Origin of the sequence: Xanthomonas sp. DAR 35659, assembly GCF_041242975.1 — a bacterium.
Lineage (GTDB): Bacteria > Pseudomonadota > Gammaproteobacteria > Xanthomonadales > Xanthomonadaceae > Xanthomonas_A > Xanthomonas_A medicagonis.
The window spans coordinates 1,260,488-1,282,057 of sequence record NZ_CP162488.1; the positions used below are offsets into that span (position 1 = coordinate 1,260,488).

Sequence of the window (21,570 nt, forward strand, 5' to 3'; positions counted from 1 at the left end):
GAGTAGCGTCCAAGTGCCCGTCGGCAGGGGAAAATCCGTGGGGCTTATCCCAAAGAGTCAGCAACCGCTGATCGGCGTCGATATCAGTTCGACCGCCGTCAAGCTGTTGCAGCTGTCGCGTAGCGGCAACCGGTTCCGCGTGGAGCACTACGCCGTGGAGCCCTTGCCGCCGAACGCCGTGGTCGAGAAGAACATCGTCGAGGTCGAGGCCGTGGGCGAAGCGATTCGCCGCGCCGTGACCCGGTCCGGCACCCGCGCCAAGCATGCGGCCGCGGCGGTGGCCGGCTCGGCGGTGATCACCAAGCTGATCCCGATGCCGGCCGAACTGGACGAGAACGAGCTGGAAGCGCAGGTCGAACTGGAGGCGGTGAACTACATCCCGTACCCGATCGACGAAGTGAACCTGGATTTCGAGGTGCTGGGCGTGATCCCCAACAACCCCGAGATGGTGCAGGTGCTGCTGGCCGCGTCGCGCTCGGAGAACGTGGAACTGCGCCAGTCGGCGCTGGAACTGGGTGGCCTGGTCGCCAAGGTGATGGACGTGGAGGCCTTCGCGGTCGAGAACGCGTTCGCGCTGGTCGCCAGCGAACTGCCGGTGGCGGCCGACGGCGTCGTCGCCCTGGTCGATATCGGCGCGACCATGACCACGCTCAACGTCCTGCGCGGCGGCCGCAGCCTGTACAGCCGCGAACAGGTGTTCGGCGGCAAGCAACTGACCGACGAAGTGATGCGCCGCTACGGCCTGACCTACGAGGAAGCCGGCATGGCCAAGCGCCAGGGCGGGCTGCCGGAAAGCTACGAGATCGAAGTGCTGGAGCCGTTCAAGGAAGCGACGGTGCAGCAGATCAGCCGCCTGCTGCAGTTCTTCTATGCCGGCAGCGAGTTCAACCGGGTCGACCATATCGTGCTGGCCGGCGGCTGCGCGGCGCTGGCCGGCTTGCCGGAGATGGTCGAGGAGCAACTGGGGGTGGCGACCGTGGTCGCCAACCCGCTGGCGCAGATGACCCTGGGGCCGAAGGTCCAGGCGCACGCGCTGGCCCAGGACGCGCCGGCGCTGATGATCGCCACCGGCCTGGCTCTGAGGAGCTTCGACTGATGGCAAGAATCAACCTGCTGCCCTGGCGGGCGGAGCGACGCAAGCAGCGCGAGCGCGAGTTCTACTCGATGCTGGGCATCGCCGCCCTGGCCGGCGTGTTGCTGGCGGGGCTGATCTGGTTCTACTACGACGCCCAGATCACCGGACAGAACGCGCGCAACGCCTACCTGCAGACCGAGATCGAGAAGGTCCAGGCGCAGAACAAGGAAATCGACAAGCTCGACGAGCAGAAGCGGCGCCTGCTGGCGCGCAAGCGTGTCATCGAGGAACTGCAGGCCAAGCGCTCGCAGATGGTGCATCTGTTCGACTCGCTGGTGCGCACGATCCCCGACGGCGTGGTGCTGACCGCAGTCAAGCAGGAAGGCGACATCCTGACCCTGGAAGGCCGCTCGCAGTCCAATGCGCGGGTCAGCGCCTACATGCGCAACCTCGAGGGTTCGGGCTGGATGACCAATCCCGAGCTGACGGTGATCGAGGCCAAGGCCCAGGACAAGGAGGCCAGGGGCCCGATCGTCGACGCCAAGGCCCTGCCGTACGCGTTCACCCTCAAGGTCAAGCTGCCGGTTCCGGGCGATACGACGGAGACGCTGCCGGGCGCTGCCGCGCCGGCTCCCGGCGCGCCGGGTACGCCAAGCGCGCCAGGTGCCATGCCGACGGCGCCCGCCGCCGCTCCCGCGCCTGCCGCCCCGACCGCCCCGGCGACGCCGCCGGCCGCCGCGCCGGCCACGCCCGCCGCCAAGCCAGCGCAACAGGGACCGGCGTCATGAGCAAGAAATTCAACGTCAAAGACCTGGACTTCAACAACATCGGCAACTGGCCGCAGCAGGCCAAGATCGGCTTCTGCGTGCTGGTCACGCTGTTCATCCTGATCCTGTCGTGGTTCCTGCTGATCAGCGACAAGCGCGACGAACTCGCCTCGCTGGAGCAGAAGGAAACCGAACTGCGCGGCACGTTCGAGAAGGAGCAGAGCCGCGCGGTCAACCTGGGGCCGCTGAAGCAGCAACTGGCGCAGATGGAGCAAGTGCTGCAGCAGATGCTGCGGCAGTTGCCGAGCAAGACCGAGATGCCCGACCTGATCATCGACATCTCGCAGACCGCGCTGTCCAGCGGCCTGGCCAACGAGCTGTTCCAGCCGGGTCCGGAGTCGCCGAAGGAGTTCTACGCGGAGAAGCCGATCGCGCTGCGCATGGTCGGCAGCTACCACCAGTTCGGCGCCTTCGTCAGCGGCGTGGCCTCGCTGCCGCGGGTGGTGATCCTCACCATGCACGACATCAACCTCAAGCCCAAGGACAAGAAGGCCGGCATCACCGCGCGCGGCGAGCTGGAACTGTCCGGCACGGTCAAGACCTACCGCTATCTGGACGACAAGGAAATGGCGGACCAGGAGAAGGCGGCGGCCGCGGCGAAGAAGGGTTCCAAGAAAGGCGGTGGCGCATGAAGCGGCGTTCCAAGGCGGTCCGATGCCTGGCGGGGCTGGCGCTGGTGGCGCTGCTCGGCGCGTGCGGTCGCAGCGTGACCAGCACACCGGGCGATGCCCCGAACCTGGAGAACTGGGTGAAGGAAGTGCGCGCGCGGCCGGCGCAGCCGCTGGAGCCGCTGCCGGTGATGCAGCAGTTCGAGACCTTCGAATATGCGGCGCAAGGGCTGCGTGATCCGTTCAGCGATGCCTGGACCAGCCCGGACGGCAACAACGGCCTGCGCCCGGACCCGAACCGGCGCAAGGAACCGCTGGAACAGTTCCCGCTGGACGGGCTGAAGATGGTCGGCACGCTCGGCAACGGCGGCGGCCTGGTGGCGCTGGTGATGGCGCCGGACAAGGTGACCTACCGGGTCCGTCCCGGCATCTACATGGGGCAAAGCGATGGCCGCGTGACCGGGGTGCACGAGGATCGCATCGATTTGATTGAACTGGTGCCGGATGGCGCTGGCGGTTGGCTGGAACGTCCGGCCGCCGTAGCGCTGGACGATCAATGATTGATTATGGGGATAGCACGATGACTTTTTCCAAAGCCCTGAGCCTGCGTCCCATCCGGCGCCACGCGACGGTGCGGCTATGCGCATTGGGGTTGGCGGCGATGCTGGGAAGCGCGGCCGTGGCTGGCGGTGCGCTGGCGGCGGCGCCCGCGCCTGGCCCTGCCGCGGCGGCGCCGCAGGCGGCGGCCAAGCTGACGGTGTCGAAAATCGATTTCAAGCGCGGCGATGGCGATGCGGGGCGACTGATCCTGCAGTTCAGTGGCGCTGGCGCCAGTCCCGACCTGCGCACCCAGGGCAATAGCGTGGTGGTGGATGTCGGCAACGCGGCGTTGCCGGCGGAGCTGCAGCGCCCGCTCAACGTCACCGACTTCGCGACCCCGGTGCAGCGCATCGACGCCAAGCCGTATGCCGGCGGCGCGCAACTGGTGCTGAGCACCAATGGCGCCTTCGAGTCGCTGGCCTACCAGTCCGGCAACGAGTACGTGGTGGAAATCTCGCCTCGCGCCGCGGCGCCGGCGGTGGGCGCGGTGACCACCGCCACGGTCAGCCAGGCGGCGGCGCAGGTCGCCGCGCGCGGCTACAGCGGCCGGCCGGTCACGTTCAACTTCCAGGACGTGCCGGTGCGCACGGTGCTGCAGCTGATCGCCGAGGAATCCAACCTCAACATCGTCGCCTCCGACACCGTGCAGGGCAGCGTCACCCTGCGCCTGGTAAACGTGCCGTGGGACCAGGCGCTGGACATCGTGTTGCGCGCCAAGGGCCTGGACAAGCGCCGCGACGGCGCCGTGGTGTGGGTCGCGCCGCAGCAGGAGCTGGCCAAGTTCGAGCAGGACAAGGAAGACGCGCGGATCGCGATCGAGAACCGCGAGGACCTGAGCACCGACTACATCCAGATCAACTACCACAGCGCCACCACGATCTTCAAGGCGCTGACCGAAGCCAAGGGCATCGGCGGCAGCGGCGGTGGCGGCGGTGGTGGCGGCGGGGGTAGCGGCCAGAACGACAATGGGTTCCTGTCGCCGCGCGGCCGCATCGTCGCCGACGAGCGCACCAACACGCTGATGATCAGCGACATCCCGAAGAAGATCGCGCAGATGCGCGAGCTGATCAACGTGATCGACCGGCCGGTCGACCAGGTGCTGATCGAGGGCCGCATCGTCATCGCCACCGACACCTTCGCCCGCGACCTGGGTGCCAAGTTCGGCATCGGCGGCACCCACACCTACAGTGGCAATACCGCGACCGTCGGTAGCGGTGCGACCGGCGGCGGCACCGCTGCCACGCGCGGGCTCAATGTCAATCTGGGTGGAACGACCTTCACCTCCGCGACCAGTATGCCGAGCTTGGCCTATACATTGCTGGGAACCAACTTCAACTTGGATCTGGAATTGTCGGCGCTGCAAGAAGAAGGCCGTGGCGAGGTGATCTCCAATCCGCGCATCGTGACCTCCAACCAGCGCGAGGCGGTGATCAAGCAAGGTAAGGAGTTCGCCTACGTCACCATCACCGGTGGCACCGCCGGGACCGCGGCGACGCCGAACGTGCAGTTCAAGGAAGTGCTGCTGGAGCTGAAGGTCACCCCGACCATCACCGACGACAATCGCGTCTTCCTCAACATGAATGTGAAGAAGGACGAGATCGAACGTTTCGTGATCCTGGAGAACTACGGCACCGTCCCCGAAATCAACCGCCGCGAGATCAACACCGCGGTGCTGGTGGACGACGGCCAGACCGTGGTGATCGGTGGTGTGTACGAGTTCACCGACCGCAGCAGCATCTCCAAGGTGCCGTTCCTGGGCGATATCCCGTTCCTGGGCAATCTGTTCAAGAAGCGCGGCCGCAGCAAGAGCAAGGCCGAGCTGCTGATCTTCGTGACCCCGAAGGTGATGCGCGTGGCCAAGCGCGGGCCTGCCGGCGGTTGAGAAGGGCCGCCGCATCTGGCGGCGGACGCACCATGCCATGCGGGTATTGCGACGGGAGAAGCGGGCGCTTCTCCCGTCGTCGTTTGTGCCGGCGGATGAGGAAAATCTGAATTTGCGACCCGCTTCTTGGGAGCCGGCAGAACCATTTCACCGCCGATCGGTCAAACTCGGCGCATGGACACCACACCCTCGAGCATCGATTCCTCTCCCGCCGCGGCCGAACAGCAGCGCCTCCACGCCGCCTTCCTGGCCCTGCGCGAGGGCCTGACCGAGACCATCGTCGGCCAGTCCGCCTTGGTGGAACGGCTGCTGATCGCGTTGCTCGCCGATGGCCACCTGCTGGTCGAAGGCGCGCCCGGCCTGGCCAAGACCACCGCGATCCGAGCGCTGGCCTCGCGGCTGGAGGCGGACTTCGCCCGCGTGCAGTTCACCCCGGACCTGCTGCCGGCGGACCTGACCGGCACCGAGGTGTGGCGGCCGCAGGAAAGCCGCTTCGAGTTCCTGCCCGGGCCGATCTTCCATCCGATCCTGCTTGCCGACGAGATCAACCGCGCGCCGGCCAAGGTGCAGTCGGCGCTGCTGGAGGCGATGGGTGAGCGCCAGGTCACCGTGGGCCGCCACACCTATGCGCTGCCGAAACTGTTCCTGGTGATGGCGACGCAGAACCCGATCGAGCAGGAGGGCACCTTCCCGCTGCCGGAAGCGCAGTTGGACCGGTTCCTGATGCACGTGCGGATCGGCTATCCGGAGGCTGCGGCCGAGGCCGAGATCCTGCGCCTGGCGCGCGAGCGCGCCCGCGAGACCCTGGACCATGGCGAGACCGCGCCGCCGCGCATGCCGCTGGAGGATGTCTTCGCCGCGCGCCGCGCGCTGCTGTCGCTGCACATGGCGCCGCCGCTGGAGCGCTACCTGATCGAGCTGGTGCTGGCCTCGCGCGATGCCAGCGGCTACGACGCGGCGCTGGCGCGGCGCATCGCGTGGGGCGCGAGCCCGCGCGGTTCGATCGCGCTGGAGCGGTGCGCGCGGGCGCGCGCCTGGCTGGCGGGACGCGACTTCGTGACCCCGGACGACGTGCGCGCGGTGGCGCCGGATGTCCTGCGCCACCGGGTGCTGCCCAGTTACGAGGCCACCGCCGAGGGCTGGGATGGCGGTCGCCTGGTCGCCGCGCTGTTGGATCGGGTGCCGCCGCCTTGAGCGAGCGGCGGCACGAACGCGCGCGGCGGCGGCGCCATACGCCGGTGTGTCTTGGCATGCACCGCGCCGGCGTCGGCGCGACGCGGGCGAGGTAGCGCGCGATGGCCGTGCACACACTGCCATCGCAGACACCGCGCGCCGAACCCGCCAGCGGCGGCGACGGCGTTCGGCCGAGCCTGGCCGAACTGGTGGCGTTGCGCGCCAGCGTGGCGCGGGTGCCGCCGCCGCGGCGCGGGCGCCATGGTCTCAGCGGCAGCGCGCCGGCGGCGCAGCGTGGGCGCGGCATGGAGTACGCCGAGTCGCGCGAGTACGTGGCCGGCGACGACGTGCGCCATATCGACTGGCGGCTCACCGCGCGCAGCGGGCGCACCCACACCAAGTTGTTCCAGGCCGAGCGCGAGCGGCTGAGCCTGATCGTGGCCGACACCGCGCCGGCGCTGTATTTCGGTACCCGTGTGCGCTTCAAGTCGGTGCAGGCCGCGCGCGCTGGCGCGGTCGCGGCATGGACCGCGCAGCGCCAGGGCGATCGCCTCGCCGCGCTGCGTGGCAGCCGCAGCGAAGCGCCGGTACCGCCGGCGGCTGGGCCGCGCGGCGCGTTGCGCGTGCTCGATGCGCTGGCGCGCTGGTACGCGCAGCCGCCGCACGAGGACGCGGGCCTCGGCGTGGCGCTGGAGCATGCGGCCAAGCTGCTGCGGCCAGGATCGCGGCTAGTGGTACTGGCCGATCCCGGCAGCGCCATCGCCATTCCCGCGGCGCGCTGGGCCGGGCTGGCGCTGCACAACGATGTGGTGCTGCTGTTGCTGGCCGACGCGCTGGAGCTGCAGCCGCCACGCGCGGCGCTGCCGTTCTGGGCCGAAGGCCGCCGGGTGGAGGTCGACCTGCTGGCGACCAGCGCGCAGCAGCGTTGGCATGCGCAGTTCGTCGCGCCGCTGGAGCAACTGGCCGCCGAACTGCCTGGCCGTGGCGTGCAGGTGCGCGTGCTGCGCAGCGACGCGGCCAGCGAATCGTGGCTGCTGCCGGCGCCGGCGCCGGCGCCGGGCGCGAGCGCGGCACGATGACCCCGCAACAGTTGCCGCTGCGCGACGTGCACCTGCCGCCGGCACCGCCATGGTGGCCGCCGGCGCCCGGCTGGTGGCTGCTGGGCGCCGCGCTGCTGCTGGCGCTGGGCGTCACCTTGGGCATCTGGGCGTGGCGGCGTGCGCGCCTGCGCCGCTGGCAGCGCCAGTTCGATGCGGCGTTGGCCGCCGACACCGCGCCGGCGCAGGTGGCGGCGATGTCGGAACTGCTGCGGCGCGCGGCGCGGCGCCGCGACCCGGCGGCCGCGGCGCTGCAGGGCGAGCCGTGGCTGCGTTTCCTCGACGGCGGCAAGCGCCAGGAGTTTTCCGCCGGTCCGGGCCGCGTGCTGCTCGACGGTGGCTATCGGCGCGAACTGGATCCTGCGCAGGTGCAGGCGCTGCTGCCGCTGGCGCGGCGCCGCTTCCTCGAACTGATGGGGGGGCGTTGAGCATGGCGACGCTCGGCATCGTCCCGCTGCACTGGCAGGACCTGGGCGATCTGCTGACCGGGTTCGCCTGGCCATGGATGTGGCTGGCGTTGCCGTTGCCGCTGCTGGCGCGCCTGCTGCCGGCGCAACGCGGCAGCGCGCCGGCGTTGCGCGTGCCGTACGCGGCGCAATTGCAGGCGGTGGCCGCGGCACCGGCGCGCGGCGGCCTGTGGCGGGTCGGCCAGTGGCTGGCGTGGCTGGCCTGGATCTGCCTGTGCGCGGCGGCGGCGCGGCCGTTGCAACTGGGCGAGCCGCTGTCGCCGCCGCAGCAGGCGCGGCAGATGATGCTGGCGGTGGACCTGTCCGGCAGCATGAGCGAGCCGGACATGAGCCTGGGCGGGCGCACGGTGGACCGGCTGACCGCCGCCAAGGCGGTGCTGGCCGACTTCCTCGACCGCCGCGACGGCGACCGCATCGGCCTGCTGGTGTTCGGGCAGCAGGCCTATGCGCTGACCCCGCTGACCGCCGACCTGGCGACGGTGCGCGACCAACTGCGCGACAGCGTGGTCGGTCTGGCCGGGCGCGAGACCGCGCTCGGCGATGCGATCGCGCTGTCGGTCAAGCGCCTGCGCGAACAACCGCAGGGCGACCGCGTGCTGATCGTGCTGACCGACGGCGTCAACACCGCCGGCGTGCTGGAGCCGACCAAGGCCGCGGAACTGGCCAAGGCCGAGCGCGTGCGCGTCTACACCATCGCCTTCGGCGGCGCCGGCGCCTATTCGCTGTTCGGCCTGCCGCTTCCCGCCGGCGGCGACGACCAGGTCGACGAGGACACCTTGCGCAAGATCGCGCAGGACACCGGCGGGCGTTTCTTCCGCGCCCGCGACACCGACGAACTGGCCTCGATCTACGCCGAACTGGAACGCCTGGAGCCGGTGCGCTCGGCCGGCCCGGCGGTGCGTCCGCGGATCGAGCGCTATGCGTGGCCGCTGGCGGCGGCGCTGGGACTGGCGCTGCTCTCGTTCATCTGGCCGTGGAGGCGCCAATGAACACGGTGCTCGCCGCGCTGGACGCCTTGCATCTGCTGCGCCCGCAATGGCTGTGGGCGCTGCTGTTGCTGCCGCTGCTGGGCTGGAGCTGGTGGCGCCGGCGCCGCCGCCGCAACGTCTGGCGGCGCGCGGTCGACGCGCATCTGTTGCCGCATCTGCTCGCCAAGGAGGATGGCCGGCGCTCGCTGTCCGGGGTGTGGTGGGCGGCGCTGGGCTACACGCTGGCGGTGCTGGCGCTGTCCGGGCCGAGCTGGCGCCAGGAACAGCAGCCGCTGTGGCAGTCGCGCACGCCGCTGGTGATCGCGCTGGACCTGTCGGCGCGGATCGAGGCCGGCGACCTGCCGCCCTCGCGCCTGCTGCAGGCGCGCGCCAAGCTGGCGACCCTGCTGCGCGAACGCGCCGGCGGCGAGGTGGCGTTGCTGGCCTACGCCGGCGAACCCTACACCGTGGCGCCGCTGACCGACGACGCGGCCAACGTGGCCTTGTTCCTGGACGCGCTGTCGCCGCAGGTGATGCCGGTGCCTGGGCAGCGCAGCGACCTGGCCATCGACTGGGCGGCGCAATTGTTGCGCCAGGCCGGTTTTGCCCGTGGCGACATCCTGCTGCTCAGCGACCAGGCCGACGCGTCTGCGCGGCAGGCGGCCGCGCGCGCGGCCGGGCAGGGTTACCGCGTGTCCGTGCTGGGACTGGGCACCGCGCAGGGCGCGGCGTACCGCGATGGCAACGGTGGCATCGGCCACGCGCAGCTGGATGCGGGCGCGTTGCAGGCGCTGGCCACCGCCGGCAACGGCCGCTACGCCACGCTGGCCCCGACCGATGCCGACCTGCGCGCGCTGGACCTGCTGCAGCCGGCGCAACAGGACGCGACGAGCAGCGGCGAGCGGAGCGGCCGGGTCTGGCTGGACCAGGGCTACTGGCTGCTGCCGCCGTTGCTGCTGCTGGCGCTGTTCGCGTTCCGCCGCCGCAGCGGTGCCGCGTTGCTGCTGTTGGCGCTGTTGCCGCTGGCAGCGCCGCCCCAGGCGCAGGCCGCCAGCGGCGCGACGGCTGGCGCCGCCGCCGCCGGTACTTTGTGGCGGCGTCCCGACCAGGTCCAACAGCAGCGCCTGGATGCCGGCGTGCAGGCCTATCGCAAGGGCGACTTTGCCGCCGCACAGAAACAGTTCGAAGGCATCGACAGCGACCAGGGCTGGTACAACTTGGGCAACGCGTTGGCCCGGCAGGGCCGCTACGACGACGCCATCGAGGCCTACGACAAGGCGCTGCAGCGGCATCCGCGGATGCCCGATGCGCTCGCCAACCGCGCCGCGGTGGAGGCCGCGCGCAAGCGCCAGTCCGAGCAGAATCCGTCCGCGCAGAACAAGCCGGGGCAGCAGGGCAAGGACACGCCGCAGCAGGACCAGAAGGGCCAAGCGCAGCCCGGTGCCGGCGGTACCCCCAAGGACCAGCAGAAGGGGCAGGCCACGCCGCCGCAGCCTGGCGCGCAGGGTCAACCTGGGCAGAAGGATGGGCAGTCGCCCCAGCCGCAGACGCCGAAGGATGCGCCGCCGCCGACGCCGCCCAAGCCCGGCGATGCGCAGGCGCAGCAGCAGGCCGACGCCGCGCAGCGCCAGCAGATGCAGCAAGCGATGGCGGCGCAGCAAGGTGCGGCCGGCAAGCAGGCGGCCGCGGGCGCCGCCACGGAAACGCCGCAGCAGCGCGAACAACGCCAGGCGGTGGAGGCGTGGTTGCGGCGCGTGCCGGACGATCCGGGCAACCTGCTGCGCGCCAAATTCAGGCTCGAACACGAACGCAGGCAGCGGGAAGGACCATGATCGAACGCAAGCAACGCCGCCGGCGCGGTTGCGCGTCCCCCCCGTTCGCGCGGCTGGCCGCCGTAACCCTGTCGGCTGTCCTGGTGCTGCTGGCCGCGCTGCCGGCCGCGGCCGCGACCCGGGCATGGCTGGACCGCGACAACGTGGACGCCGGCGAGGGCGTCACCCTCAACATCGAGACCGACCAGGCCCTGGTCACGCCGGAGTACGCGCCGCTGCAGGCGCAGTTCGCGCTCAGCAACGCGGTCAACAGCCGGCAGATGGAGGTCATCAACGGCAAGGTCTCGGTCAAGTCGCTGTTCGGCGTGGTGCTGACGCCGCGGACCACCGGCACGCTGGAGGTCCCGGCGCTGCGCGTCGGCAACGAGCGCACCGCGCCGCTGCGGCTGCTGGTCGGCGTGACGGCGCCGACGCCGGCGCCAGTGCCGGCGCAATCGCAATCGCAATCGTCGGCCGACAACGGGGGGGGCGCCGATCCGGGGCAGATCGGTAATGCCGACGTCTTCGTGCAGACCCAGGCCGACGACGCGCAACCGTACGTGCAGCAGAGCGTCGGCGTGGTGGTGCGGCTGTACCTGGGCGTGCCGCTGACCTCGGGCGAACTGGACCTGGATCCCCCCGTCGGCGCCGCGCTGCAGCGCCTCGGTGACGACATCCAGAGCCGTCGCGAGATCAATGGGCGCATGTTCACCGTGGTCGAGCGCCGCTTCCTGCTGGTGCCCGAGCGCAGCGGGCCGCTGACCTTGCCGGGCGCACGCTTCCGCGGACGCGGCCCGACCGGCTTTTTCGACGACTACTTCGGCCGCGGCGGCGACCTCAACGCGCGCAGCGCCGCGCAGACCCTGCAGGTGCGCGCGCAACCGGCCAACGCACCGCAGCCGTGGCTGCCGCTGCACGACCTGCGCCTGCGCTACACCGCCACGCCGCAGCGCGCGGCGGTGGGCGAGGCGGCCGACATCGTGGTCGAGGCCAGCGCGCGCGGCGCCACCCAGGCGCAGTTTCCGGAGCTGCCGACGCCCAGCGTCGACGGCGCGCAGGTGTTCGCCGAGCCGCCGCAGTTCGACCAGAAATTCGTCAACGGCAGCCCGCAACTGAAGGTCACCCGGCGCTATTCGATCGTGCCGCAAGCGCCTGGCCCGTTGCGGGTGAGCGGCTTGCGCATGCCGTGGTGGGACGTGCAGGCCGGTGCCGCGCGCGAAGCCAGTGTGCCCGATTTGACGCTACAGGTGCTGCCCGGGCGCGCCGCAGCCGCCGCGCCCGCGCCGCCCTCCAGCGCAGCAGCGCCGAACGTGGACGCGGCGCCGGCCGGCAACGCGGTGACGCCGACGTCGACGGTGGCCGGCCTGCTCGGCGCGTCCCCGCTGTGGATGGGATTGGCGGCGGTGTTCGCCGGCCTGTGGCTGGCGACGCTGCTGTGGGCGTGGCGTCGCGCGCGCCCGCCCCGCGCGGCGGCAGGTGTGCAGGCCGCCAGCGCCGCGGCGACCGCGCCAGCGCCGCGCGCGCGCTACGGTCTGCCCGATCTGCGCAAGGCACTGGATGCCGGCGGCCTGGACGAGGTCGCCGCGATCCTGTGCAGCCAGGCGGGCGTCGCCGACCTCGATGCGCTGCTGCCACGGCTCGACGACGCGGCGCAGCGCGAGGCGGTGTTGCGCCTGCAGCGCGCGCGCTGGGGCGGTGCAGGCGATGTGCCTGGCGCGCGTGGCGCACTGCGCGAGGCGTTCTGGGACGGGCCGCGCCTGCGCGCCGCGCCGCGCAAGCCGGCCAGCGACGAACTGCCGCCGTTGTACCCGCGCGACGCCTGAGGCGCGCACGGGGCACGCCGACTGCCGTTCCCGCGCGCGCGCCGCGCCGCAGGGGACACGGCCGGTGCCCGTCCGCGTGCGCAGTGCGCCGCGCCGCGTCGTTCGCGTTCTGCAGTGAGGGCGTCCAGCGCCTGATACGCCCGGGCGCCACGCGCCATCGTGCGCCGCGACCGCGTGGCAGCACGGCTTCAGTCGAAAAACTGCATCCCCGCATACGGGCGTTCCCGGCAGGCCGCCAGTCGCGACTGCAGGTCGCCGACGTGCGCCTCCAGGCGATGGCCGTCCGGATCGAGAAAATACAGCGATTCGCCCTCGCTGCGGTTCTGTTGCCATCGTTGCGCGCCAGCGGCCTGCAGGCGCTGTTCGAAGCCGGCCAATGCGGTGTGCGGGATCGAGAACGCGTAGTGCGTGTAGTCCGGCTGCGGCGCCGGGCGCCGCTGCGGATCCAGCGACAGGCACAGCCACAGTGCATCCAATGTCAGGTAGGCGCCCGTATCCCAGCGTGCCCTGAGCACGAACCCAAGCGTATCGCGGTAAAACGCAACGCTGCGCGGCAACGCGCGCACGGCAAGGGTGAGGTGGTTGAGACCGGTCAGCATCGCGCGTCCATGGGGGCGGGACACCGGAGTCTAGGGCAGCCGCCGTCGCTGCTGCGCATATCATGTCGCCCGGCGCGCGGTGACGCGCTTGCCGTGCGCCGGTGCCGGTTTGTTAAGCTCGCCGTTCTTCCCTGCAGGCGCACACGATGACCGACACCCCCGTGAAGGCCAAGGCCGGCATGCCGTTGCATTGGAAAATGGCGATCGGCTTCGCGCTCGGCCTGGTGCTGGGCCTGGCGGTGCACATGAGCGTGGGCGGCGACGCGCCGTGGGTACAGACGCTGACCTCCTACCTGACCACGCCGTTCTCCAAGCTGTTCCTCAGCCTGATCTTCATGCTGATCGTGCCGCTGCTGTTCTCGGCGCTGGTGATGGGCATTTCCGAGATGGGCGACATCCGCGCGCTGGGCCGGATCGGCTGGAAGACGCTGGGCTACACGGTGGTGCTGTCCGGCATCGCGGTGCTGCTCGGACTGGTGCTGGTCAACGTGCTCAAGCCGGGGATCGGCGTGGACCGCGAGCTGGCGCAGCAATTGCTGCAGCAGAACGCCGAGCGCGCCTCGCAGATCGTCGACCAGAGCCGGGAGCAGCCGCGCGGCATGGACATGCTGTTGTCGATCGTGCCCGACAACGTGGTCGCCGCCGCCTCCAGCAATGGCGCGATCCTGTCGCTGATGTTCTTCGCGGTGATGTTCGGCGTGGGCATGGTGCTCAGCGACGACGCCAAGGTGGCGACGCTGCGGCGCGGCATCGAGGGCATCTTCGAGATATCGATGACCCTGATCGGGCTGGTGATCCGCCTGGCGCCGTATGCGGTGGCCTGCTTCATGTTCAACCTGGCGGCATTGTTCGGCTTCGAACTGCTGGTGCGGTTGGGCGCCTATGTCGGCGTGGTGGTGCTGGCGCTGGGCCTGCACATGGTGGTGACCTACGGGCTGGCGGTGCGCTTCGCCGGGCGCTCGCCGCTGGGCTTCTTCCGCGGCACCCGCGAAGCCACGGTGATGGCGTTCTCCACCGCCTCCAGCAACGCCACCTTGCCGACCGCGCTGCGCGTGGCCGATGAGATGGGCCTGCCGCACAAGGTGTCGCGGTTCGTGCTCACGGTCGGCGCCACCGCCAACCAGAACGGCACCGCGCTGTTCGAGGGCGTGACGGTGATCTTCCTGGCGCAGTTCTTCGGCGTGGAGTTGAGCATCGCCCAGCAGTGCATGGTGATGCTGGTGTGCATCCTCGGCGGCATCGGCACCGCCGGCGTGCCGTCCGGCTCGCTGCCGGTGGTGGCGCTGATCTGCGCGATGGTCGGGGTGGACCCGGTCGGCATCGGCATGATCCTGGGCGTCAACCACTTCCTGGACATGTGCCGCACCGCGCTGAATGTGACGGGCGACCTGGCGCTGACCACGCTGGTGGCGAAGGGCGAGGAGGGGTGAGGGGCAGGGATTGGGGATTCGGGATTGGGGATTGGTAAAGACGCAGCGCCGCGGTCTGATCCGCCAGACGCTGTAGGAGCGGCTTTAGCCGCGACAGGCGCTATCGGTAATGCCTGTCGCGGCTAAAGCCGCTCCTACAGCTCTGGCGACCTGCGCACCCGTGCCGTTGCGAATCCCCACTCCCGAATCCCCACTCCCCGCCTGTGGGACAATAGGGGGCCCGACGCCTCGCGCCCGCTTCCAACAGACCCTTCATGACGACGCCCACCCGCCGCCAACTCGCCAATGCGATCCGTTTCCTCGCCGCCGATGCGGTCGAGGCCGCCAAGTCCGGCCATCCGGGCATGCCGATGGGCATGGCCGACATCGCCGAGGTGCTGTGGAACGATTTCCTCAGCCACAACCCGAACAATCCGAAGTGGTTCAACCGCGACCGCTTCGTGCTCTCCAACGGCCACGGCTCGATGCTGCAGTACGCGCTGCTGCACCTGTCCGGCTACGACCTGCCGCTGGACCAACTCAAGCGCTTCCGTCAGCTGCACAGCAAGACCGCCGGCCATCCCGAGCGCAGCGAGACCCCCGGGGTGGAGACCACCACCGGTCCGCTCGGCCAGGGCTTCGCCAACGCGGTCGGTTTCGCGCTGGCCGAGAAGCTGCTGGCGCAGCGCTTCAACCGCCCCGAGCACCAGATCGTCGACCACCGCACCTGGGTGTTCATGGGCGACGGCTGCATGATGGAGGGCATCTCGCACGAAGCCGCCTCGCTGGCCGGCACCTGGGGCCTGGGCAAGCTGGTCGCGTTCTGGGACAACAACCATATCTCCATCGACGGCAACACCGCCGGCTGGTTCAGCGACGACACCCCGGCCCGCTTCGAGGCCTATGGCTGGCATGTGCTGCGCGATGTCGATGGCCACGATGCCGACGCGATCAAGGCGGCGATCGAGGCCGCCATCGGCGAGAGCGACAAGCCGACCCTGATCTGCTGCCGCACCACCATCGGGTTCGGTGCGCCGAGCAAGGCCGGCAAGGAATCCTCGCACGGCGCGCCGCTGGGCAAGGACGAACTGGAAGGCGCGCGCAAGGCGCTGCAGTGGCCGTACGGCCCGTTCGAGATCCCGCAGGAGATCTACGACGGCTGGCGTGCCGGTGGCGCCGGCACGCTGCGCCAGGCCGAGTGGGAGCAGGCGTTCGACAAGTACGCCAAGCAGTACCCGGCCGAGGCCGCCGAGCTGACCCGCCGCTCGCACGGCGAGCTGCCGGAGGACTTCATCGCCCAGGCCGACGCCTATATCGCCAAGCAGGCTGCCGAAGCGCAGACCATCGCCTCGCGCAAGGCCTCGCAGATGGCGATCGAGGCGTTCGCGCCGCTGTTGCCGGAACTGGTCGGCGGCTCGGCCGACCTGGCGCATTCCAACCTGACGCTGTGGAAGGCCAGCAAGTCGGTCGCCAGCGACGACCCTAACGCGAACTACGTCTACTACGGCGTGCGCGAGTTCGGCATGACCGCGATCGCCAATGGCCTGGCGCTGCACGGCGGCTTCATCCCGTTCGACGCCACCTTCCTGGTGTTCAGCGACTACGCGCGCAACGGCGTGCGCATGAGCGCGCTGAACCCGGCGCACGCGATCCACGTCTACACCCACGATTCGATCGGTCTCGGCGAGGATGGCCCGACCCACCAGCCGGTGGAGCATCTGGCCTCGCTGCGCTACATCCCCAACAACGACGTGTGGCGTCCGTGCGACACGGTCGAGTCGGCGGTGAGCTGGAAGGCCGCGATCACCCGCCAGGACGGCCCGAGCTGCCTGGTGTTCAGCCGCCAGAACCTGCCGTTCCAGGCGCGCAGCGACGCGCAGATCAAGCAGATCGAACGCGGCGGCTACGTGCTGGCCGATGCCGAGGGCGGCGTGCCGGACGTGATCCTGATCGGCACCGGTTCGGAAGTGGGGCTGGCCGTGGAGGCGAAGAAAACCCTCGATGCCGCGGGCCTGAAGACGCGCGTGGTGTCGATGCCGTCGACCGATGTGTTCGACCGCCAGGACGCGGCCTACCGCGAGTCGGTGCTGCCGAACGCGGTGCGCAAGCGCGTGGCGGTGGAGGCCGGCGTCACCGGCTTCTGGCGCAAGTACGTCGGCCTGGATGGCGCGGTGGTCGGTCTCGATACGTTCGGTGCGTCGGCCCCGGCCGACGAGCTGTACAAGTACTTCGAGATCACCGCCGAGCACGTGGTCGCCGCGGCGAAGGCGTTGTAAGCGACGCGCGCCGCAACGTAAGAACGGGAAGGGCCGGCGTAAGCCGGCCTTTTTCGTATGCGCATCGATCGCATCGCGGACGCGGTCCCAATCGGGTGCCTTTGTAGGAGCGGCTTCAGCCGCGACAGGATCCATCGGCAACGCCTGTCGCGGCTGAAGCCGCTCCTACAGGGGCGATGGTGGCGCTCGGTTGCGCGAATCAGCTTCGCTTGCGCGGCTTGCCGCGCGCTGGCTTCTTGCCGGTCGCGGCCTGTGCGTCCTGCCGGGAGGCGAGTGCGCCGTCCTCATGCATCCGTTCCAGCCACGACAGCGTGTCCACGTAGGCCAGGAAGTGCTGCAGATAGCCCGGCGACAGCGTGCGCATCAGTGCCAGCGCGCGGTGCACCAGCACGCCGGAATTGAGCGGCCCGGCGTCGGAGGGGGCCTGCTGCATCGATTGCCGCAATTGGCTGCGACCGTGCAAGTGGGTCCACAGCCGACGCGCGTCGTCGAGCGCGGGCAGCGGCGCGAATGCGGCCGCTGCGGCGGGCGGTGCATCGCCGTCTGGCGCGTCCAACGCGTTCGGCATGGCCGACGGGAACGCCGCCAACAGTTCACCAAGCGGGCTGCGCGGCGTAGTGGATGCCGCGTCGGCGCGAGTGGCCGCATCGGCGGTGCTCGCCTCGTCCGCCAGCTTGGTCAGTTCGTCGGCATAGGCCGCAAGGCGTGCGCTCAACCGCTGTTCGAGCAGGTGCCGCGCCTGTCCCTGCTGCGCGTCGGTGCGGCGTGCCAGCGCCTCGATGAAGCGCCAGCGCAGCGGGTCCAGGCGCGCGCCGTGCTGCGCCCGCCATGCCGTGACGCGATCGCCCGCCGATGTCGCCTTATCGCGCATGCCGAACCGGCGCGGACTTGCCCAGCTTCGGGACCGGCGCCATCTCCACGCGCCGGTTGCTGGCGCGCCCGGCCTCGTCGACGTTCGGGCTCACCGGTTGCTGCGAACCGAACGCGGCGGCGAACACCGCATCGGCCGGCACGCCTTCCTCGATCAAGGCGCGGGTCACGGTGAGCGCGCGCTGCGCCGACAGTTCCCAGTTGTCGGCGAACTGGCGGTTGCTCTCGCGCACCTGACGGTCGTCGGTAAAGCCGCTCACCATCAGGATCTCCTCGCGCCCCTTCAGGTAGCCGGCCAGCGGCGCGGCCACGCTCTTGAGCAGGTCGCGGCCCTCCGGCTGCAACTGGTCCGAGTTCAACGCGAACAGCACGCTGCCGCGGATGCCGATGCGGCCATCGACCAGGGTCACCCGGCCCGCCGCCAGCGGCGCGGCCAGCGCCTGTTCCAGGGTCTTGCGCTGCCGCGCCTCGGCCTGCCGCTGCCGCACTTCCTCGTCCAGCTTGTGCGAGAGCTGCAATTGCACACCGATCACGCCGATCAGGATCAGCACGAACGCGCCCAGCAGCACCGACATCAGGTCGCCGAACACGGCCCAGATCGGCGCGCCCGATTCGGGATCGATTTCCAGTTCGCCGCTCATGCCGCGTCGGCTCCGCCGTGGGCATGATGACCGGGCAACTGGCGCAGTTCCGCGATGATCTGCTTCTGCGACAGCAGGCTCAGGTCGATCACCTCACGCGCCTGCGCCACGTAGTAGGCCAGTTGCTCGTCGCTGCGCGCCAGCGACTTGTCCAGGGCCTGTTCGATGCTCTGCAGGCGCTCCACCAATGCCGCGTTGGCGTGGCCGAACGCGTCCACCGCGCCGCCGAGCGCATCGCCCAGGCTGGCGACCTCGGTGGCGCCGGCCGCGACCTGCGCGGCGACCTCGCCGAGCTTGCCGGTCTCGGCCTCGAGATGGTCGCTGAAGCGCGTGCCGACCCGGTCGAGCAGGTTTGCCGAGGTCGTGACCAGGGCGTCCACCGCCGCACGTTGCTCGGTGGAAGCGTGGTTCACCGCTTCGAGCAGGGTGTGCAGCGTCTCCAGCAGGCGGCTGCGTTCCTCCAGCATCGCGGTATCGCGGACCATGCTCTCGGAGAGCGTCTGCCGCAGTTCGGCGACGACGTCGGCGGCGGCCTTCGGCGCTGCCGAGGCGGTCTGCACCAGGCGCGAGATCTCGGCGATGGTGGCGCTGGCGTGTTCCTGGGTCTGCGCCGCGATCGCGCCGGCGGTGCGTTCGAGGGTGTCGCAGATGGCCTGCTGCCGCTGCGCGAGGCGTTCGTCGTTGCGCGCGGCCTCCGCGTTGAGGTCGGCGACTAGCGTGGCGAAGGTGGCCGCCCACGTCGCCAGGCGCGCCTCGTCGCGCGCCTGCAGCGCGTCCTGCAGGTCCGCGTGCGACTGCTGCATGCGGTCGAGCAGCGCCGCGGCGCGTTCCTCCAGCGCGGCCGTGGCCGCGCTCAGCGCCTGCGCGTTGTGCTCGGCCAGCGCGGCATTGATCGCATCCTGGCGCGACAGCGCCGCGTTCCAGGCCTGCGTCGCGCCGTCGGCGGCGCTGTCCAGGCGCAGGGCGACCGCGTCCAGCGCCTGCGCGTTACGTGCCGCCAGGCGGTCGTTGAGGGCTTCCTGGCGCGCCAGTGCATCGGTCCAGGCTTGCTTCGCGGCGTCCGCCGCAGTGTCCAGCCGCGTCGCGACCGCGTCCAGCGCCTGCGCGTTGCGCGTCGCCAGGCGGTCGTTGAGGGCTTCCTGGTGCGCCAGTGCATCGGTCCAGGCTTGCTGCGCGGCGTCCGCCGCGGTGTCCAGCCGCGTCGCGACCGCGTCCAGCGCCTGCGCGTTGCGTGCCGCCAGGCGGTCGTTCAGGGCTTCCTGGCGCGCCAACGCATCGGTCCAGACTTGCTTGGCGGCATCCGCGGTTGCATCCAGCCGTGCCGACACGGCATCGAGCAGCCCGCTGGAGCGCGCGGCGAAGCCGTCGCCCGCCGCCTGCAGCGCGCCACGCAGATCCTGGACCAGCGCCTGGTTGCTGCCGCGTTGCTCGGCCAGCGCGGCCTCCCAACTGTGGCTGGCGCGCTCGGCGGCCTTGTCGAAGCCGGCGCTCAGGCCATCCAACTGACGCTGCACCGCCTGGCCGACCTGTTCGTGCAGCGCCACGGTCTCGCGCGCCAGACCGGCCAGCGTGGCCTCCACCACGGGTTGCAGCGCGGCGCCGAGCGCGCGCGCGTTCTCGGTCACGCCGGCCTGCAGCGACTGCTCCAGCGCAGCGGCCAGGCGCGTGTAGGCGGCTTCGGTGCGTGTGTGGAAGGCGTCCTGGTGGCTGGCCAGCCGTTCGCCGCTGGCGAGGCCCTGCTGTTCGATGCCCGCCGCCATCGCCTGCAGCCGGTCGATCAGCGCCGGCATCAGCTCGGTCTGGCGTTGCAAGAGTTTGAACGCTTCGGCGCGTTGGAAGGCCTGCGAATGGGCATGCAGCGTGGTCGCGATCTGCAGGTCCAGCGCCTGCACCGCCTGCGCGCGTTCGCGCCGGCACAGCGCGGCGAGCAGGCCGAGCATCGCCGACGTGGCGACGCCGGCGATGGAGGTGCCGAACGCGAAGCCCAGGCCCTTGACCGGGGCGGCCAGCGAGTCGCGGATGGCCTGCAGGTCGGTCGCGCTTTCCAGCGCCAGGCCGGTGCCGCGCAGGGTCGCCATCATGCCCAGGAAGGTGCCCAGCATGCCCAGCAGGACCAGCAGCCCGACCAGGTACGGAGTCAGCCCCGGCGCCGGCAGGGCCACGCGTTCGCCCTCGATGCGCAGGCGCACCGCGTTGCGCAGGCTCGGGTCCAGGCGCTGCAGCCAGCCGCCCAGGTCGGTCTGCGCGGCGGCGGTGTCGTCCACCGCCTGGGCCAGGCCGGCGGTGGCCTGCCGGTAGCGGTACAGCTCCAGCGCGCCGGCCACGTAGCAGGCGCCGATCAACAGCGCGAAGCACACGCCCAGCGGATTGGAGCCGAGATAGCCCGCGCCGATCCAGCACACGGCGGCGAGGCCGGCCAGGAAGACGACGGAATGGGAGATGGTCTTGAACATGAGGTCTCGGTCAGCGGGGGCTCAGCGCTGCCAGCAGCGCGTCGATGGGATGGAAGCGCACGTCCAGCTCGGCGCGCAGGACATCGCGCATGTCCTGGCGGAACCGCTTCAGCCAGGCGCCTTGGTGCGTCGTCGGGGTGGCGGCGTCCGCCGCGGTGGCGCCGTCCGGTGGGGTCTGCGCGGCCTGGCGCAGGCGTTCGAAATGCCGCTCCAGCAGCGTTGGGACCGTGGCCAGCAGGGCGTGCTCGCGCGGGCTCAGGGTCGATTCCATGACCGCGTCCACTTCCGCCAGCCGCGCCATGTCGGCCGAGCGCCGCGCCAGCGTGTCGCGCAACTGGCCGCGCAGGCGGCCGGTGGCGGTCAGCATCGAGCGCTGCAGCGACAGGTAGCGCTCGCGCAGCGGTGCGTAGTCGCTCGCCGCGTCGGCCTCCGCCGCCTGGCCGTGGCCGCGCGGCTTGCCCGCAGCCCTGGTGAAATCGGCGCCGATGGCGTCCTCCAGCGTCGCGCGCACCCGTGCGCATTCGCCCGCGTCGGTGTCCGCGAACGGGGCCTCGGCGTCGATGGCCGGCAGCTTGCCGTCCAGCGCGCGGGACACGGCGACGGCGCGCGTCCAGTCGATCCATTGGCCGAGGCGGTCGGCCAGCACAGGGCTGGACGGCGCGATCTCGGCTTCGGTGAGACGTGCGAGGAGGCGAATGAACGCCGGGCCCGGGACAGGCGGCCGTGGAAGAGCTTTCGCCATGCGTCTGCGCAAAGCGCGCAATTTTACACGCGAATGACATCCGGGGCCGGGAAATGCCGCGCGGGTCGGTGCGCGCCGACCTGCGCGGTCCGCTGCGGTTCAAGCAGCGGCGAGGGGGGTGGGCGCACCGGGGCGCTGGATGGCGGTCCCGCGCGCCGACGGTGGCTGCGCAGGAGGCAGGCTGGACGGGCGATCCAGAGGTCTGGCCGATGCGCGCCGGATGCGGTCGGCCTGTCTGCGCAGCCTGGC

The 21,570-nt window shown here is 70.9% G+C and carries 18 protein-coding genes; 13 read left to right on the forward strand and 5 right to left on the reverse strand.

Features of this window, described 5'->3' with window-relative positions; translation table 11 throughout:
• Positions 1-37: 37 nt before the first annotated feature.
• The 11 genes from AB3X07_RS05385 (at position 38) to AB3X07_RS05435 (ending at position 12,331) form a co-directional block, all read left to right on the forward strand.
• On the forward strand, positions 38-1,096 hold the full coding sequence (locus AB3X07_RS05385; RefSeq protein ID WP_369943414.1) for a pilus assembly protein PilM: 1,059 nt from the start codon (positions 38-40) through the stop codon (positions 1,094-1,096).
• Positions 1,096-1,863, forward strand: coding sequence for a PilN domain-containing protein (locus AB3X07_RS05390; protein WP_369943415.1), 768 nt, complete (start codon positions 1,096-1,098; stop codon positions 1,861-1,863). Before AB3X07_RS05385 ends, AB3X07_RS05390 begins: the two co-directional genes overlap by 1 nt.
• Positions 1,860-2,534: a type 4a pilus biogenesis protein PilO gene (locus tag AB3X07_RS05395; RefSeq protein ID WP_369943416.1), complete on the forward strand. Its 675-nt coding sequence runs from the start codon at positions 1,860-1,862 to the stop codon at positions 2,532-2,534. Before AB3X07_RS05390 ends, AB3X07_RS05395 begins: the two co-directional genes overlap by 4 nt.
• The gene (locus AB3X07_RS05400) at positions 2,531-3,070 is read left to right on the forward strand and encodes a pilus assembly protein PilP (RefSeq protein WP_369943417.1); all 540 of its coding nucleotides are present in this window, start codon (positions 2,531-2,533) and stop codon (positions 3,068-3,070) included. The genes AB3X07_RS05395 and AB3X07_RS05400 overlap by 4 nt, the downstream gene beginning before the upstream one ends.
• A 20-nt stretch (positions 3,071-3,090) precedes the next feature.
• On the forward strand, positions 3,091-4,992 hold the full coding sequence (locus AB3X07_RS05405; protein WP_369943418.1) for a type IV pilus secretin PilQ: 1,902 nt from the start codon (positions 3,091-3,093) through the stop codon (positions 4,990-4,992).
• A 174-nt stretch (positions 4,993-5,166) separates the two neighbouring features.
• Positions 5,167-6,186 carry an AAA family ATPase gene (locus AB3X07_RS05410; RefSeq protein ID WP_369943419.1) on the forward strand — a complete coding sequence of 340 codons (1,020 nt, stop codon included), beginning with the start codon at positions 5,167-5,169 and terminating at the stop codon, positions 6,184-6,186.
• Positions 6,187-6,287: 101 nt separating this feature from the next.
• On the forward strand, positions 6,288-7,244 hold the full coding sequence (locus tag AB3X07_RS05415) for a DUF58 domain-containing protein (protein WP_369943420.1): 957 nt from the start codon (positions 6,288-6,290) through the stop codon (positions 7,242-7,244).
• On the forward strand, positions 7,241-7,690 hold the full coding sequence (locus AB3X07_RS05420; RefSeq protein ID WP_369943421.1) for a DUF4381 family protein: 450 nt from the start codon (positions 7,241-7,243) through the stop codon (positions 7,688-7,690). Before AB3X07_RS05415 ends, AB3X07_RS05420 begins: the two co-directional genes overlap by 4 nt.
• Before the next feature lie 2 nt (positions 7,691-7,692).
• Positions 7,693-8,718, forward strand: a complete 1,026-nt coding sequence (locus tag AB3X07_RS05425; RefSeq protein WP_369943422.1) for a VWA domain-containing protein — start codon at positions 7,693-7,695, stop codon at positions 8,716-8,718.
• Positions 8,715-10,529 (forward strand): vWA domain-containing protein, encoded by a 1,815-nt coding sequence (locus AB3X07_RS05430; protein WP_369943423.1) that lies wholly within the window; start codon positions 8,715-8,717, stop codon positions 10,527-10,529. The genes AB3X07_RS05425 and AB3X07_RS05430 overlap by 4 nt, the downstream gene beginning before the upstream one ends.
• A complete protein-coding gene (locus tag AB3X07_RS05435) occupies positions 10,526-12,331 on the forward strand; it encodes a BatD family protein (RefSeq protein ID WP_369943424.1) in 1,806 nt (601 codons plus the stop codon). The genes AB3X07_RS05430 and AB3X07_RS05435 overlap by 4 nt, the downstream gene beginning before the upstream one ends.
• A gap of 188 nt (positions 12,332-12,519) precedes the next feature.
• On the opposite strand, the gene fos is transcribed toward AB3X07_RS05435, so the two are convergent.
• Positions 12,520-12,930, reverse strand: coding sequence for a fosfomycin resistance glutathione transferase (gene fos / locus AB3X07_RS05440; RefSeq protein ID WP_369943425.1), 411 nt, complete (start codon positions 12,928-12,930; stop codon positions 12,520-12,522).
• Between the two features lie 146 nt (positions 12,931-13,076).
• On the opposite strand from fos, the gene AB3X07_RS05445 reads away from it, so the two are divergent.
• Positions 13,077-14,360: a dicarboxylate/amino acid:cation symporter gene (locus tag AB3X07_RS05445; RefSeq protein WP_369943426.1), complete on the forward strand. Its 1,284-nt coding sequence runs from the start codon at positions 13,077-13,079 to the stop codon at positions 14,358-14,360.
• Positions 14,361-14,614: 254 nt separating this feature from the next.
• Positions 14,615-16,615 carry a transketolase gene (gene tkt / locus AB3X07_RS05450; protein WP_369943427.1) on the forward strand — a complete coding sequence of 667 codons (2,001 nt, stop codon included), beginning with the start codon at positions 14,615-14,617 and terminating at the stop codon, positions 16,613-16,615.
• 199 nt (positions 16,616-16,814) lie between these two features.
• On the opposite strand, the gene AB3X07_RS05455 is transcribed toward tkt, so the two are convergent.
• Genes AB3X07_RS05455 through AB3X07_RS05470 form a run of 4 tightly spaced genes read right to left on the reverse strand, consistent with a single transcriptional unit; the run spans position 16,815 to position 21,321 of the window.
• A complete protein-coding gene (locus tag AB3X07_RS05455; RefSeq protein ID WP_369943428.1) occupies positions 16,815-17,486 on the reverse strand; it encodes a DUF2894 domain-containing protein in 672 nt (223 codons plus the stop codon).
• A complete protein-coding gene (locus AB3X07_RS05460; protein WP_369943429.1) occupies positions 17,476-18,126 on the reverse strand; it encodes an OmpA family protein in 651 nt (216 codons plus the stop codon). The genes AB3X07_RS05455 and AB3X07_RS05460 overlap by 11 nt, the downstream gene beginning before the upstream one ends.
• Positions 18,123-20,579 carry a DUF802 domain-containing protein gene (locus tag AB3X07_RS05465; RefSeq protein ID WP_369943430.1) on the reverse strand — a complete coding sequence of 819 codons (2,457 nt, stop codon included), beginning with the start codon at positions 20,577-20,579 and terminating at the stop codon, positions 18,123-18,125. The genes AB3X07_RS05460 and AB3X07_RS05465 overlap by 4 nt, the downstream gene beginning before the upstream one ends.
• A gap of 10 nt (positions 20,580-20,589) precedes the next feature.
• Entirely contained in the window at positions 20,590-21,321 is a 732-nt protein-coding gene (locus AB3X07_RS05470; RefSeq protein WP_369943431.1) for a DUF3348 domain-containing protein, read from the reverse strand.
• Between the last annotated feature and the right edge of the window lie 249 nt (positions 21,322-21,570).

What these genes read in the sequence shown, in the direction of transcription:
- AB3X07_RS05400 (WP_369943417.1), top strand. Translation starts at nt 2,531, where the DNA reads ATGAAGCGGCGTTCCAAGGCGGTCCGATGCCTGGCGGGGCTGGCGCTG.
- AB3X07_RS05425 (WP_369943422.1), top strand. Translation starts at nt 7,693, where the DNA reads ATGGCGACGCTCGGCATCGTCCCGCTGCACTGGCAGGACCTGGGCGAT.
- AB3X07_RS05460 (WP_369943429.1), bottom strand. Translation starts at nt 18,126, where the DNA reads ATGAGCGGCGAACTGGAAATCGATCCCGAATCGGGCGCGCCGATCTGG.
- AB3X07_RS05420 (WP_369943421.1), top strand. Translation starts at nt 7,241, where the DNA reads ATGACCCCGCAACAGTTGCCGCTGCGCGACGTGCACCTGCCGCCGGCA.
- AB3X07_RS05465 (WP_369943430.1), bottom strand. Translation starts at nt 20,579, where the DNA reads ATGTTCAAGACCATCTCCCATTCCGTCGTCTTCCTGGCCGGCCTCGCC.
- AB3X07_RS05445 (WP_369943426.1), top strand. Translation starts at nt 13,077, where the DNA reads ATGACCGACACCCCCGTGAAGGCCAAGGCCGGCATGCCGTTGCATTGG.
- AB3X07_RS05410 (WP_369943419.1), top strand. Translation starts at nt 5,167, where the DNA reads ATGGACACCACACCCTCGAGCATCGATTCCTCTCCCGCCGCGGCCGAA.
- AB3X07_RS05395 (WP_369943416.1), top strand. Translation starts at nt 1,860, where the DNA reads ATGAGCAAGAAATTCAACGTCAAAGACCTGGACTTCAACAACATCGGC.
- AB3X07_RS05430 (WP_369943423.1), top strand. Translation starts at nt 8,715, where the DNA reads ATGAACACGGTGCTCGCCGCGCTGGACGCCTTGCATCTGCTGCGCCCG.
- AB3X07_RS05405 (WP_369943418.1), top strand. Translation starts at nt 3,091, where the DNA reads ATGACTTTTTCCAAAGCCCTGAGCCTGCGTCCCATCCGGCGCCACGCG.
- AB3X07_RS05470 (WP_369943431.1), bottom strand. Translation starts at nt 21,321, where the DNA reads ATGGCGAAAGCTCTTCCACGGCCGCCTGTCCCGGGCCCGGCGTTCATT.
- AB3X07_RS05390 (WP_369943415.1), top strand. Translation starts at nt 1,096, where the DNA reads ATGGCAAGAATCAACCTGCTGCCCTGGCGGGCGGAGCGACGCAAGCAG.
- AB3X07_RS05435 (WP_369943424.1), top strand. Translation starts at nt 10,526, where the DNA reads ATGATCGAACGCAAGCAACGCCGCCGGCGCGGTTGCGCGTCCCCCCCG.
- AB3X07_RS05415 (WP_369943420.1), top strand. Translation starts at nt 6,288, where the DNA reads ATGGCCGTGCACACACTGCCATCGCAGACACCGCGCGCCGAACCCGCC.
- fos (WP_369943425.1), bottom strand. Translation starts at nt 12,930, where the DNA reads ATGCTGACCGGTCTCAACCACCTCACCCTTGCCGTGCGCGCGTTGCCG.
- AB3X07_RS05455 (WP_369943428.1), bottom strand. Translation starts at nt 17,486, where the DNA reads ATGCGCGATAAGGCGACATCGGCGGGCGATCGCGTCACGGCATGGCGG.
- tkt (WP_369943427.1), top strand. Translation starts at nt 14,615, where the DNA reads ATGACGACGCCCACCCGCCGCCAACTCGCCAATGCGATCCGTTTCCTC.